The organism is Pseudomonas sp. 8209, assembly GCF_028682105.1.
GTDB lineage: Bacteria > Pseudomonadota > Gammaproteobacteria > Pseudomonadales > Pseudomonadaceae > Aquipseudomonas > Aquipseudomonas palmensis.
Genome location: NZ_JANIAH010000006.1, coordinates 216915 through 230587, shown reverse-complemented (window position 1 = coordinate 230587; position 13673 = coordinate 216915). Strand labels below are relative to the sequence as shown.

Annotated in this window: 10 protein-coding genes; 7 read left to right on the top strand and 3 right to left on the bottom strand. The window is 65.3% G+C overall.

Annotation, left to right across the window (positions count from 1 at the left end):
- Nucleotides 1-38 precede the first annotated feature (38 nt).
- The 4 genes from alr (at nt 39) to NP552_RS15030 (ending at nt 4328) form a co-directional block, all read left to right on the top strand.
- Nucleotides 39-1112 carry an alanine racemase gene (gene alr / locus NP552_RS15045; RefSeq protein WP_274096872.1) on the top strand — a complete coding sequence of 358 codons (1074 nt, stop codon included), beginning with the start codon at nt 39-41 and terminating at the stop codon, nt 1110-1112.
- Nucleotides 1113-1220: 108 nt separating this feature from the next.
- Nucleotides 1221-1769, top strand: coding sequence for a cupin domain-containing protein (locus NP552_RS15040; RefSeq protein WP_043863332.1), 549 nt, complete (start codon nt 1221-1223; stop codon nt 1767-1769).
- Nucleotides 1770-1937: 168 nt separating this feature from the next.
- Complete coding sequence (locus tag NP552_RS15035; protein ID WP_043863333.1) at nt 1938-2345, top strand: c-type cytochrome; 408 nt, start codon at nt 1938-1940, stop codon at nt 2343-2345.
- A 123-nt stretch (nt 2346-2468) separates the two neighbouring features.
- Nucleotides 2469-4328 carry an acetyl-CoA hydrolase/transferase C-terminal domain-containing protein gene (locus NP552_RS15030; RefSeq protein ID WP_123753385.1) on the top strand — a complete coding sequence of 620 codons (1860 nt, stop codon included), beginning with the start codon at nt 2469-2471 and terminating at the stop codon, nt 4326-4328.
- Between the two features lie 84 nt (nt 4329-4412).
- Here NP552_RS15030 and NP552_RS15025 read toward each other — a convergent pair whose 3' ends face one another.
- Both NP552_RS15025 and rep read right to left on the bottom strand, forming a co-directional pair.
- Nucleotides 4413-4985 carry a xanthine phosphoribosyltransferase gene (locus NP552_RS15025; RefSeq protein WP_043863335.1) on the bottom strand — a complete coding sequence of 191 codons (573 nt, stop codon included), beginning with the start codon at nt 4983-4985 and terminating at the stop codon, nt 4413-4415.
- Nucleotides 4986-5047: 62 nt separating this feature from the next.
- Nucleotides 5048-7057 carry a DNA helicase Rep gene (gene rep, locus NP552_RS15020; RefSeq protein WP_274096871.1) on the bottom strand — a complete coding sequence of 670 codons (2010 nt, stop codon included), beginning with the start codon at nt 7055-7057 and terminating at the stop codon, nt 5048-5050.
- A 265-nt stretch (nt 7058-7322) separates the two neighbouring features.
- Here rep and NP552_RS15015 point away from each other — a divergent pair, with 265 nt between their 5' ends.
- Nucleotides 7323-8987 carry a putative bifunctional diguanylate cyclase/phosphodiesterase gene (locus tag NP552_RS15015; RefSeq protein ID WP_274096870.1) on the top strand — a complete coding sequence of 555 codons (1665 nt, stop codon included), beginning with the start codon at nt 7323-7325 and terminating at the stop codon, nt 8985-8987.
- A gap of 59 nt (nt 8988-9046) precedes the next feature.
- On the opposite strand, the gene NP552_RS15010 is transcribed toward NP552_RS15015, so the two are convergent.
- Nucleotides 9047-10432, bottom strand: coding sequence for a NorM family multidrug efflux MATE transporter (locus NP552_RS15010; RefSeq protein WP_058541723.1), 1386 nt, complete (start codon nt 10430-10432; stop codon nt 9047-9049).
- A gap of 150 nt (nt 10433-10582) precedes the next feature.
- Between NP552_RS15010 and NP552_RS15005 the strand changes: the two genes are divergently transcribed.
- Together NP552_RS15005 and NP552_RS15000 are read left to right on the top strand one after the other, a co-directional pair.
- The gene (locus tag NP552_RS15005) at nt 10583-11527 is read left to right on the top strand and encodes a LysR substrate-binding domain-containing protein (RefSeq protein WP_043863339.1); all 945 of its coding nucleotides are present in this window, start codon (nt 10583-10585) and stop codon (nt 11525-11527) included.
- Nucleotides 11528-11680: 153 nt separating this feature from the next.
- A complete protein-coding gene (locus NP552_RS15000; protein ID WP_058541724.1) occupies nt 11681-13666 on the top strand; it encodes a methyl-accepting chemotaxis protein in 1986 nt (661 codons plus the stop codon).
- Nucleotides 13667-13673: the final 7 nt, after the last annotated feature.

Sequence of the window (13673 nt, the reverse complement as noted above, 5' to 3'; positions counted from 1 at the left end):
CGTTTCCCAACTCACCCGACTGCCAGAAGGCTGCCGTCATGCGTCCCGCCCGTGCCCTGATCGATCTCCAAGCGCTGCGCCACAACTATCAACTCGCCCGCGAACTGACCGGCGCCAAGGCGCTGGCCGTGATCAAGGCCGACGCCTACGGGCACGGCGCGGTGCGCTGCGCCCAGGCGCTGGAGGGCGAGGCCGACGGGTTCGCCGTGGCTTGCATCGAAGAGGCGCTGGAGCTGCGTGCTGCCGGCATCAAGGCCCCGGTGCTGCTGCTCGAGGGCATTTTCGAAGCCAGCGAGCTGCCCCTGATTGCCGAGCAGGACCTGTGGTGCGTGGTGCATTCGCTGTGGCAGCTCGAAGCCATCGAACAGGCCGGCCTGACCCGCCCGATCACCGTGTGGCTCAAGCTCGACACCGGCATGCACCGCGTCGGCCTGCACCCCAAGGACTACCACGGCGCCTACCAGCGTCTGCTGGCCAGCGGCAAGGTGGCGCGCATCGTGCTGATGAGCCACTTCGCCCGTGCCGACGAACTCGACAGCACGGCCAGCATCGAGCAGGTGGCGGTGTTCGAAGCCGCGCGCCAGGGCCTGAGTGCCGAGGTCAGCCTGCGCAACTCGCCGGCGGTGCTGGGTTGGCCGCAGGTGCCCAGCGACTGGGTGCGTCCGGGCATCATGCTGTATGGCGCCACGCCCTTCGAGGTGCCGCAGGCCCAGGCTCAGCGCCTGCAGCCGGTGATGACCCTGGAATCCAAAGTGATCTGCGTGCGCGAACTGCCGGCCGGCGAGCCGGTGGGCTACGGCGCGAAATTCATCAGCCCGCGCCCCACCCGCGTGGGCGTGGTCGCCATGGGCTACGCCGACGGCTACCCGCGCCTGGCACCCACCGGTACCCCGGTGCTGGTGGCCGGCAAGCGCAGCCAGCTGATTGGCCGCGTGTCGATGGACATGCTGTGCATCGACCTCACCGATGTGCCCGAGGCCGGGCTGGGCAGCCCGGTGGAGTTGTGGGGCAAGCACGTGCTGGCCAGCGACGTGGCGATCCAGGCGGGCACCATCCCGTATCAGATCTTCTGCAACCTGCGTCGGGTGCCGATGGTGTACAGCGGCAATTGAGGCGCCAAAGCGGACGGGCTGCGGGTCGAAGTGTTGTAAATACTGAACGCTGTTGCGATGATACCGTTCAATTTCGACCCCACGTGTTCGTTTAGGAGGGCCCAGGCCTTGGACGTCGGTGAACGACTGCAAGCCATTCGCAAGCTCAAAGGCCTGTCTCAACGCGAGCTGGCCAAGCGGGCGGGCGTGACCAACAGCACCATCTCGATGATCGAGAAGAACAGCGTGAGCCCTTCGATCAGCTCGCTGCGCAAGGTGCTGGGCGGTATTCCGATGTCGATGGTGGAGTTCTTTTCCGAAGAGCTGCAGCCCGAGAACCCGACCCAGATCGTGTACAAGGCCAACGAACTGATCGATATATCCGACGGCGCAGTCACCATGAAGCTGGTCGGCAAGGCCCACGCCAGCCGCGCCATTGCCTTTCTAAACGAGATCTACCCGCCCGGTGCCGACACCGGCGAAGAGATGCTCACCCACGACGGCGAAGAGACCGGCATCCTGCTCGAAGGGCGCCTGGAGCTGGTGGTGGGGCTTGAAACCTTCATCCTCGAGGCGGGCGACAGCTACTATTTCGAGAGCACCAAGCCGCATCGATTCCGCAATCCCTACGATGAGCCGGCCCGGCTGATCAGTGCCGCCACCCCGGCCAACTTCTGAGCCCACGCGCGTCGCCAATGCGCGGCGGATTGTCGCGGCTAAACCCCTTTGGTCTTTAGGGTTGTTTCGGTGAGGCGGGGTTCCCGCTATACTTGCGCGGCCTGCGAAACCGTGGCCGCGGGCGTGACTAGCCACCATGAGGGTGTACGCGTGAATCTAATCAAGACAATGCTGGCCGTACCAGCAGCCGTAGTAGCCCTATGGGCCGTCAACGCCCAGGCTGTGACCAATGACGACATCGCCAAGCGGCTGGAGCCGGTCGGTCAGGTGTGTGTACAAGGGCAGGAATGCAAGGGCATGGAAGTGGCCGCCACTGCCGGCGGTGGCGGTGCCAAGACCCCGGATGAAGTCATCGCCAAGCACTGCAACGCGTGCCATGGCAGCGGTCTGCTGGGCGCACCGAAGATCGGCGATACCGCCGCCTGGAAAGAGCGCGCCGACCATCAGGGCGGCCTGGACGGCATCCTGGCCAAGGCCATCACCGGCATCAACGCCATGCCGCCAAAAGGCACCTGTGCCGACTGCTCGGATGACGACCTCAAGGCCGCCATCGAGAAGATGTCCGGCCTCAAGTAAGCCCGACGCTGCAGCTACAAGGCCCGCCACGTGCGGGCTTTGTCGTTTCTGACGCTGGCCATTGCAGCAAACGCGGGGCATGCTCGGTCCAACCCTGGAATCACGGATGCCTAGGAGGCCGAGATGGCGCACCGCTGTTCGATCGAGATCGCCGTGGACGAAGTGCTGGCGCGTTTGCCGGCGCACATCCACATGGGCCTGCCACTGGGCCTGGGCAAGCCCAACCGCTTCGTCAATGCGCTGTATGCACGGGTGCGTGAGCTGCCCGAGCGGCAACTGACCATCTACACCGCACTGAGCCTGGGCCGCCCGGACCTGGGTGACGGCCTGCAGCGGCGCTTTCTCGAACCCTTCGTGGAGCGCGTGTTCGCCGACTACCCCGAACTGGACTACCTGCAGGACCTGCGCCGCGACCGGTTGCCGGCCAACATCCGCGTCGAGCAGTTCTTCATGCAGCCGGGCAGCATGCTGCACAGCCACATGGCCCAGCAGGACTACGTCAGCAGCAACTACAGTCATGCGGCCCGCGACATCAATGCCAAGGGCCTGAACCTGGTGGCGCAGATCGTTGCCGCCCACCCCGAGCGCCCCGGGCACCTGAGCCTGAGCTGCAACCCCGACATCACCCTCGACCTGCTGCCGATGATCGCGCGCCGGCGTGCAGCCGGCGAAACCATCCTGATGCTGGGGCACGTGCACGACGAGCTGCCCTACATGCCGGGCGACAGCGAACTGGCGCAGGACGATTTCGACCTGTTGATCGACGCCCCGGAAACCACTCGGCTGTTCTCCACGCCGAACATGCCCGTCACCACCCAGGACCACTTCATCGGCGTGCACGCCAGCACCCTGGTGCGCGACGGCGGCACCTTGCAGATCGGCATCGGCGCCATGGGCGATGCGCTGGCCGCCGCGTTGCTGGCGCGCCAGGGGGACGCGCCGGAGTACCAGGCGCTGCTCGCCGACCTCGACCTGGCGCCCTGGCAGGTGCTGATCGAGCGTGAAGGCGGCACTGCGCCGTTTGCCCAGGGCCTGTATGGCTGCAGCGAGATGTTCGTGAACGGATTGCTCGCGCTGGCGGAGGCGGGCGTGGTGCGCCGGCCGGTGGCCGACGGGGTGCTGGTGCATGGCGGTTTCTTCCTCGGGCCGCAGGCGTTCTACCAGCGCCTGCGCGAGATGCCGCTGGCGCAGCGCAAATCCTTTGCCATGCACGCGATCAGCTTCATCAACGAGCTGTACGGCGACGAGGCGCTCAAGCGCGAACAGCGCCGCGATGCACGCTTCATCAACACCGTATTCACCATGACCCTGATGGGAGCGGGGGTGGCCGACCAGCTCGAGGACGGTCGCGTACTGAGCGGGGTGGGCGGGCAGTACAACTTCGTCGCCCAGGCCCATGCGCTGGAAGGCGGGCGTTCCATCCTGCTGCTGCGCAGCTGGCGCGAAGCCGGCGGGGAGGTCAGTTCCAACCTGCTGTGGACCTACGGGCACTGCACCATCCCGCGGCATCTGCGCGATATCGTGGTGACCGAGTACGGCATTGCCGACCTGCGCGGGCAGACCGACGCCGAGGTGATTGCGCGGTTGCTGGCGATCAGCGATTCGCGGTTCCAGCCCGGGCTGATGGAGCAGGCGAAAAAGGCCGGCAAGCTGGCGCAGGATTTCGAGCTGGATGCGCGCTTCACGCAGAACACGCCGCAGCGGCTGGAGGCATTGCGTGGGCGGCATGCGCGGTTGTTTGCCGAGTATCCGCTGGGCAGCGATTTCACCGCTGAAGAGAAGGACCTGCTGCGCGCGCTGAACTGGCTCAAGAGCAAGTTCAAGTTGAGCGAGGCGCTGGAGCTGGGCAAGGCGGCACTGGATGCGCCGGGGCCGGAGCGGTATCCCGAGCATCTGCGGCGCATGGGCCTGAGCGAGCCGGACGGGCTGAAGGAGGACCTGTACCAGCGGTTGCTGCTGGCGGCTTTGCAAACTACCGCGTAGAACGCTTTCGCCGGCAAGGCCGGCTCTTGCAGGCGGTGGAGCACCTGTAGGAGCCAGCCTTGCTGGCGAAGCGGTCGGTAAGCCTTACTCGATAAAGCTGACCACACCACCGTCCAGCGACTTCACCCGGGCCAGCGACTCGACGCGATAGCCCTGGCTGTCCAGCTCGGCACGCCCGCCCTGGAACGACTTCTCGATCACGATGCCCAGCCCGGCCACGGTTGCGCCGGCCTGCTTGATGATCGAGATCAGCGCCTGCGACGCCTTGCCGTTGGCCAGGAAGTCGTCGATCACCAGCACGCGGTCGCTGCTGTTGAGGTGACGCGGCGAAATCGCCACGGTGTTCTCGGTCTGCTTGGTGAACGAGTACACCGAAGCCACCAGCAGGTTCTCGGTCAGGGTCAGCGACTGGTGCTTGCGGGCGAAGATCACCGGCACGCCCAGCTTCAAACCGGTCATCACCGCCGGGGCAATCCCCGAGGCCTCGATGGTGACGATCTTGGTCACGCCCGCATCGGCGAACAGACGGGCGAACTCGTCGCCAATCAGTTGCATCAGCGCAGGGTCGATCTGATGGTTGAGAAACGCATCGACTTTGAGAACCTGATCGGAAAGCACGATGCCTTCTTCGCGAATCTTCTGGTGCAGTGCTTCCACTGGTGTAATTCCTCGATGTAGCCAAAAGGCCCCGGCAACAAGCCAGGGCAAAGGTGGATTATCTATCGTTTGAGCATGGCGCGGATATCGGCCAGGGCCGTATTGCCACGCACGGCTTTGACTTCCGTGGGTGTATCGTCCAGGCCTTCCCAGGCCAGGTCGTCATCGGGCAATTCATCGAGGAAGCGGCTTGGCGCGCAATCGATGATCTCGCCGTACTGCTTGCGCTTGGCGGCAAAGGTGAAGGCCAGGGTCTGGCGTGCGCGGGTGATGCCCACGTAGGCCAGGCGCCGCTCCTCCTCGATGGTGTCGGCCTCGATGCTGGAGCGGTGCGGGAGGATTTCCTCTTCCATGCCCATGATGAACACGTAGGGAAACTCCAGGCCCTTGGAGGCATGCAGCGTCATCATCTGCACGCCCTCGGCGCCTTCTTCCTCTTCCTGCTGGCGTTCGAGCATGTCGCGCAACACCAGCTTGCCGATGGCTTCCTCGATGGTCATGCCGCCTTCCTCATCCTTCTCGAGGGTGTTTCTCAACGCCTCGATCAGGAACCAGACGTTGCCCATGCGAAAGTCCGCGGCCTTGTCACTGGAACTGTTGGTACGGATCCAGTTCTCGTAGTCGATGTCGGTCACCATGCTGCGCAGCGCGGCGATCGGGTCTTCCAGCGCGACCTGCTCGCGCACCTTGTCCATCCAGCGCTTGAAGCGCTGCAGGCGATCGGTGAAGCGGCTGTCCAGATGCTCGCCCAGGCCCAGCTCCTCGCTGGCGGCATACATCGACACCTTGCGCTCGGTGGCGTAGTTGCCGAGTTTTTCCAGGGTGGTGGAGCCGATTTCGCGGCGCGGCACGTTGATCACGCGCAGGTAGGCGTTGTCGTCGTCCGGGTTCACCAGCAGGCGGAAGTAGGCCATCAGGTCTTTTACTTCCTGGCGGCCGAAGAAACTGTTGCCGCCCGACAGGCGGTAGGGGATCTGGTGGTGCTGCAGCTTCAGCTCGATCAGCTTGGCCTGGTAGTTGCCGCGGTAGAGGATGGCGAAGTCGCTGTACGGGCGGTCGGTACGCAGGTGCAGGCTGAGGATCTCCATGGCCACGCGCTCGGCCTCGGCTTCCTCGTTCTTGCAGCGGATCACGCGGATCTCGTCGCCGTGGCCCATCTCGCTCCACAGCTGCTTCTCGAAGGCGTGGGGGTTGTTGGAGATCAGCACGTTGGCGCAGCGCAGGATGCGGCTGGTGGAGCGGTAGTTCTGCTCCAGCATCACCACCTTCAGGGACGGGTAGTCGTCCTTGAGCAGCATCAGGTTTTCAGGGCGCGCGCCACGCCAGGCATAGATCGACTGGTCGTCGTCGCCCACCACGGTGAACTGGTTGCGCGTACCGATCAGCATCTTCACCAGCAGGTACTGGCTGGCGTTGGTGTCCTGGTATTCGTCCACCAGCAGGTAGCGCACCTTGTTCTGCCACTTCTGCAGAATGTCGGGGTGGTCCTGGAACAGCTTGACCGGCAGCAGGATCAAGTCGTCGAAGTCGACCGCGTTGAACGCCTTGAGCGTGCGCTGATAGTGCGCATACACGATGGCGGCGGTCTGCTCCTTGGGGTTGCGCGCGTTCTCCAGGGCCTCGGGCGGCAGGATCAGGTCGTTCTTCCAGGCGCCGATCATGTTCTTGATCTCGTCGACGCCATCGTCCCCGGAGTATTCCTTCTGCATGATGTCGGTCATCAGGGACTTGACGTCGGTTTCGTCGAAAATCGAGAAACCCGGCTTGAAGCCCAGCCGTTCATGCTCCTTGCGAATGATGTTCAGGCCAAGGTTGTGGAAGGTCGATACCGTCAGGCCGCGCCCCTCGCCGCCGCGCAGCAGGGTGCCCACGCGCTCCTTCATCTCGCGCGCCGCCTTGTTGGTGAAGGTCATGGCCACGATGTACTGGGCACGGATGCCGCAGTTCTGGATCAGGTGGGCGATCTTGCGCGTGATCACGCTGGTCTTGCCGGAGCCAGCACCGGCGAGCACCAAAAGAGGGCCGCCGACGTAGCTCACGGCTTCCTGTTGCCGGGGGTTGAGTCGGGACATGACGTTAACCGGGGGTCGCTGAAAAATAGCCGGGCATTTTAGCAGGCGCAGAGCAATTGTGCCGCGACCGTCTGACAGTGTGACGTACCACGCGATCTTAATTTGCCGCTTTTGATACTTTCCCGCAGGATGCGTGGCGAAATACCGCGGGATCAGGACGAAGGAATGTCGTGAGTTAAAGTGAAAACCATTTACATTTGATGGTTCAGGATCGAGCATCCCGCCCACATCGTCATTGACCGCGTTCTCGTGCTAAGGAGCCAGCTTGTCTACGCTTGTCCAACCGTTGCGTCTGCTTCTGCTGGCGGACGGGCCGCACTGGGCCGTTGCCCTTGGTGAATGCCTGCTGCCGCTGGGCGGTGGCGCGGTGCTGGTGACCGCACCCGGCTGGGACGCGGTCGACAGCCTGTTCGCCCGCGACCGCAACGCGCTGGTGCTGGCCACCCCGGGCTTGCAGCCGGGGCCCGGGCGTTGCGACCTGCCCATGGTGCTGCTGCTGGAGCAGGAGCCGAGCGAGGCGCCGCCGGGTGTGAGCGACTGGCTGGTGTTCGAGCAGCTGAGCGGCGACATGCTGCGCCGCTGCCTGCGCCATGTGCGCGAGCGGGGTGTGCTCGAAGCCACCCTGCAGCGCCTGGCCGAGCAGGACCCGCTGACCGGCATTGCCAACCGCCAGGGCTTCCAGACCCTGCTGGCCGCGCGTCTGGCCGAAAACGACGGGCGCGGTGTGGCCCTCGGGCACTTGGACCTGGACAACTTCCGCCACGCCAACGATGCCCTCGGCCACCAGGCCGGTGACCGCCTGATCCTGCAGGTGGTCAGCCGGCTCAAGCGCCAGCTCGAGGCAGGCGATCAGGTGGCGCGCCTGGGCAGCGACGAATTCGCCCTGCTGATCGACACCCGGCGCGAGCCGCAGCGTGCCGAGTGGATGGCCGAGCGCATCACCGAGGCCCTGGCCGAACCCTACTGGATCGACGGCGAAAGCCTGCTGCTGGGGTGCAGCCTGGGCGTGGCGCATGCCCGTGCGCAGGCTGGTGCCGACCCGCTGATGTGGCACGCGCACATCGCCATGCAGCAGGCCAAGAGCACCCAGGGCTGCACCTTTCACATCTTCAACGAGCGCATCAACCGCAACGCACGCAGCCTGGCCGACCTGGAAAGCGAGCTGCGCCGAGGCCTGCGCCGCGACGAACTGGAACTGCACTACCAGCCACGCCTGGACCTGAGCGACGGGCGCATCGTCGGCCTGGAGGCACTGGTGCGCTGGCGCCACAGCGAGCGTGGCCTGCTGCCACCGAGCGAATTCGTGCCGCTGGCCGAGCAGAGCGGGCTGATCGTGCCGCTGGGCTACTGGGTGATCTCGCGTGCCCTGCGCGACATGCAGGCACTGCGCGAGCAGGGGCTGGCGCCATTGCACATGGCGGTCAACCTGTCATTTCGCCAGTTTCAGGACAGCCAACTGCTGGCAACGCTGGGGCGGTTGATCGTCGAGCACGGGGTGGATGCGGGTTGGCTGGAGTTCGAACTGACCGAGACCGCAGTGATGCGGCGCAACGACCTGGTCAAGCAGACGATGGACGCGCTGGGACGCTTGGGGGTGCGGTTTTCGCTGGATGACTTCGGCACCGGCTTTTCGTCGTTCGTGCACCTGAACAGCCTGCCGATCGCCCTGCTCAAGGTCGACCGCAGCTTTGTCGGTGGTATGGAGCAGCGCGAAGAGAACCGCAAGCTGGTGCACGCCATGATCAACCTGGCGCACAACCTCAACCTGGAGGTGGTGGCCGAGGGCGTGGAGACCGAGGAACAGCTGGCGTTGCTGCGCAGCTTTGGCTGCGACCAAGTGCAGGGCTTTCTGATCAGCCGGCCGTTGCCGATCGAGCAACTGGTCGAGTATCTGGTGCAGGGGGCGGGGCAGGGCGCAGTGGCGCTGTAGCCCCCGTCGCTGGCATGCGCGAAACAGGGTAGGAGCCGGCCTTGCCGGCGAACAGGCCCTCAAGGTTGTACAGAAACCTGTGCCATCTGCGAACTGCCCAGCAACCGCCGCATCCGCCACTCGAACGCCACCGTCAGCCCGATTGCCGCACACGCCAACCCCAGCGCCAGCCCCCACCACACGCCTACCGCGCCGCCGCCCATGGGAAACGCGAACACCCACGCCGCCGGTGCGCCGATCAGCCAGTACCCGGCCAACCCCACCAGGAACGTGGTCTTGGCGTCCTTGAGCCCGCGAATCGAGCCCATCGCGATGGTCTGAATACCGTCGAACAGCTCGAACCACGCCGCCACCATCAACAGGCTCACCGCCACCCGGATCACATCGGCGAAGGCCGGGTCCTGGCGGTCCAGAAACAGCCCCACCAGCGCCTCGGGCATCAGCCAGAACAGCAGCGAGAAACCGAGCATCATCGCCGCGCCAAAACCGATGCCCACGCGCCCGGCCTGACGCGCCGCCAGCAGGCGGTCGGCGCCGTAATGCAGGCCCACACGCATGGTCACCGCGTATGACAGGCCCGCCGGGATCATGAACGCGGTCGAGACGATCTGCAGGGCGATCTGGTGCGCGCCCAGGTCGGTGGTGCCCATGGTGCCGATGCACAGCGCTGCGAAGGCAAACAGCCCGACCTCCACGGTGTAGGTGCCACCAATCGGCAGGCCCAGGCGCCACAGCTCGCGCAACGCCGGCAGGTGCGGGCGGCTCAGGCCCTGGCGTATCGGGAAGTCCGCGTAGGCCGGGTGGCGGCGGATGTACAGCGCCAGTGCGATGGCCATGGCATTGGCCACCAGCGCGGTCACCAGGCCGATGCCCATCAGGCCCAGCTTCGGCAGGCCGAACATGCCTTCGATCAAGGCGTAGTTGAGCAGGAAATTGACCACGGTGCCGACCAGGCTGATCACCATCACCGGCGTCGAACGCCCCAGTGCACTGGTGAACCCGCGCAACGCCATGAAGCTCAGGTAGCCGGGCAGGGCCAGCGGCAGCACCAGCAGGAACTGGCTGGCAAAAGCCACGTTGCCAGGTGTCTGGCCCAGCATCAGCAGCACCGGCGACAGGTTCCACAGCACCAGCGCGGCGACGATGGCCATGCCCCAGGCCAGCCATAGCCCGGCCTGGGTCAGGCGCGTGGCACCGGGGTTGTCGCCCGCACCCTGGCGAATTGCGACCAGAGTACCGACGGCGGCAATCACCCCCAGGCAGAAGATCGACACGAAGGAATAGCTGGCCGCGCCCAACCCGCCACCAGCCAGGGCCTCGGGGCTGATTTTGGCCATCATCAGGGTGTCGGTGAGCAGCATCAGCATGTGCGCCAACTGCGAGGCGATCAGCGGCCCGGCCAGCCGTAGCAATGCCTTGAGTTCGGTAACGGGCGCAGCCTGCATGATGCAGCTCCTGAAAAGGGAAGGGTGAGCCGTGGATTCTCGGCCTTTGCGGGCCATTGCACAAAAGGATAAAAACGATCATTGGCATGATTAAAACTCATGTGAGTATGATTCGTGCCAACCCGTATTTCATTGCTGGAGCACGCCCGCATGTCACGCCGTTTACCGCCTCTCTACGCCTTGCGGGCGTTCGAGGCCGCTGCCAGGCACAGTTCGTTCACCCGTGCCGCCGATGAGTTATCGATAACCCAGAGTGCGGTCAGCCGGCACATCCGCACGCTGGAAGAGCACTTCGCCTGCCGGCTGTTTCTGCGCAATGGCCGCACCCTGCAGTTGAGCGAGGCGGCGCGCCTGCTGTTGCCCGGTGTGCGCGAGGGTTTCGCCGCACTTGAGCGTGCCTGCAACACCCTGCACAGCGAAGATGGGGTGATCCGCATGAAGGCCCCTTCGACCCTGACCATGCGCTGGCTGCTGGCGCGCCTGAGCCGTTTTCGCCACTTGCAGCCGGGCAACGAGGTGCAGCTCACCAGTGCCTGGATGGACGTCGACCATGTGGATTTCAACCATGAACCCTTCGATTGCGCAGTGCTGTTGGGCGACGGGCATTTTCCGCCGGACTGGGAAGTCAGCCCGCTGTTCCCTGAACTGCTGATACCGGTGGGTGCGCCCGCGCTGCTTGATCAGACGCCCTGGGACGTGGAGCAACTGAAGGCCTGCGAACTGCTGCATCCCACGCCCGACAAGCGCGACTGGCGCAGCTGGCTGGCGCAGATGGGGCTGACCGAACAGGTCTCGCTCAAGGGCGGCCAGGTGTTCGATACCCTCGAGCTGGGCATGATCGCTGCCGCGCGAGGGTATGGTGTGTCGATGGGGGACTTGCTGATGGTGGCCGAGGATGTCGCCCAGCGGCGCCTGAGCCTGCCCTGGCCGACGGCGGTGGCCAGCGGCCTGAATTACTACCTGGTGTGGCCACGCACGCGTCCCGGTGGCGAGCGTCTGCGCCGGCTCAGCGACTTCCTGCAGGGCGAGGCCCGTGCGATGGACCTGCCCAAGGTGCAGATACTGGGGGCAAATGAGCCCAACATCGGCGATTGAACGTTTGCGCAGAATATCCCTGTGATGCACTCAAGTAATCGATGACGCCGCCGAATCAGTGGGGTCGAGAGCCGCAACCAGAATGGCTCCACTTCCCCATGCCGACGGTGCAGCGTGATCAGGATGATCCGGCCCCCATTGCCAGGAGCTTCCATGTCCCAACCCCGTGCCCGAATTGCCTCGCAACTCGGTATTGCCCTGGCCGCCGTGCTGGCGGTCGTCATTACCGGCAGTACGCTGTTTGCCCTGCGCTCGCTCGACAGCGCCAACCTGATCACCCGCCAGGAACACCTGGCCAGCGAGGCACGGCTGCTCGCCGACCAGCTCGACACGTTCCACAGCACCTTGCGCGAGAGTACCCAGCGCCTCAGTGGCCTGTTCGAAAAACGCTTTGCCGGCGGGCTGCGGCTTGCCTCCGACCAGTCACTCAGCGTGGCCGGAGTGGCCACGCCGGCGCTGTACCTGGCGGACCATGCGCTGAACAACGATTTTCGCGAGGTTGACGACTTTCGCCAGATGACGGCGGGTGTTGCCACCGTGTTCGTGCGCAGCGGTGAGGACTTCATTCGTATCAGCACATCGCTGACCAAGCAGGACGGCAGCCGCGCCATCGGCACTCAGCTCGATCACCAGCACCCGGCCTACGCGCGGCTGATGGCCGGGCAGCCCTACGTGGGGCGTGCCGTGCTGTTCGAGCGCTCGTACATGACCCAGTACACACCGGTGCGTGACGTGTCGGGACGGGTCATCGCGGTCCTGTTCGTCGGCTTCGACTATACCGACGCGCAGAACGCCCAGTTCGACAACCTCCGGCGCTTCCGTATCGGCCAGACGGGGTCGCTGGCGCTGCTGGACGAACAGCAACACTGGTTGGTAGCGCCGGCAGGTGTCAGCGACACGGCACTGGCTGCCCACCAACTGGGCGGGTTTGCTGCGCATGCAGGGGAAGGGCGCTTCTGGAACGATGGGGTCGAAACCCTCTACAGCGTGGCCATGCCCTTTGCCGACGGCCCGTGGACAGTACTGGCAAGCATGCCCAAGGCCGAGATTCGTGCCGTGACCTGGAGCGTGGGCGCAAGGTTGGCCATTGGCAGCCTGCTGGCCATGATGCTGGCGGTGGGCGCCACCCTGTGGCTGCTGCGCCGCAAGCTGCGGCCGCTGGCCGACCTGGTGCGTCAGGCCCAGGCCCTGGGCGCGGGCGACCTGAGTGCCCGCCTGGCGGTGGCCAGCCACGACGAAATCGGCCAACTGGCACGCAGTTTCAATCAGATGAGCGAAGCGCTGGCGAGCACTGTGCTGCACATTCGTGATGCCTCGCAGCAGGTCAGCCAGCGTGCCCAGGCGCTGGCGGGGCTGTCGTCGGGTGCTTGCGAGGGCATGGAGCAGCAGTCGGGCGAAATCACCAGCATGGCCGGTGCAGTCGAGGAGTTCAGCGCCACCTCCCTGAACATCGCTGACAACATGGGCAGCACCGAACGCATGGCCCAGGACAACGCGCAGCAGACGCGCATTGGCCGTGCGTCGATGGACGAAGCGTCCACCTCGTTGCAGCAGATCGCGCAGGCGCTGGGCAGCACCGCGACAGTGATCGATACCCTTGGGGTGCGCTCGAAGGAGATTGGCGGCATTGTCGGCACCATCACCTCGATTGCCGAGCGGACCAACCTGCTGGCGCTGAACGCGGCCATCGAGGCGGCACGGGCGGGCGAGCAGGGGCGCGGGTTCGCCGTGGTGGCGGACGAGGTGCGCAACCTGGCGGCGCGCACCCGCGAAGCCACCGACGAGATCTCCGGCATGATCGCCAGCATTCAGCAGGAGACCGGCAACGCCATCAGCACCATGGAACAGGGCAACCGCTTGATGGAGGACGGCTTGCAACGCAATGCCAAGGTCGCCGAGGCCTTGGCGCGCATCGACGAGCAGAGCCGGGCGGCGGGGCAGCAGTTTGCCGCGATCACCACCGCGACTCAGGAGCAGAGCAGCACGGCGACGTTGCTGAGCAGCAACTTGCAGAGTATTGCGCTGGCCAACAGCGAGCAGCGCGAGGTGGCAGCCAACCTGGCGGCTACGGCGCGGGAGCTGGAGGGCTTGGCGGGGCAGCTGCGGGCAGAAGTGGGGCGGTTTGAGGTGGGGCATTGAGGGCCCC

Coding starts and splice junctions, on each gene's coding strand:
- alr (WP_274096872.1), top strand. CDS start 39: ATGCGTCCCGCCCGTGCCCTGATCGATCTCCAAGCGCTGCGCCACAAC.
- NP552_RS15035 (WP_043863333.1), top strand. CDS start 1,938: ATGCTGGCCGTACCAGCAGCCGTAGTAGCCCTATGGGCCGTCAACGCC.
- NP552_RS15030 (WP_123753385.1), top strand. CDS start 2,469: ATGGCGCACCGCTGTTCGATCGAGATCGCCGTGGACGAAGTGCTGGCG.
- rep (WP_274096871.1), bottom strand. CDS start 7,057: ATGTCCCGACTCAACCCCCGGCAACAGGAAGCCGTGAGCTACGTCGGC.
- NP552_RS15010 (WP_058541723.1), bottom strand. CDS start 10,432: ATGCAGGCTGCGCCCGTTACCGAACTCAAGGCATTGCTACGGCTGGCC.
- NP552_RS15005 (WP_043863339.1), top strand. CDS start 10,583: ATGTCACGCCGTTTACCGCCTCTCTACGCCTTGCGGGCGTTCGAGGCC.
- NP552_RS15000 (WP_058541724.1), top strand. CDS start 11,681: ATGTCCCAACCCCGTGCCCGAATTGCCTCGCAACTCGGTATTGCCCTG.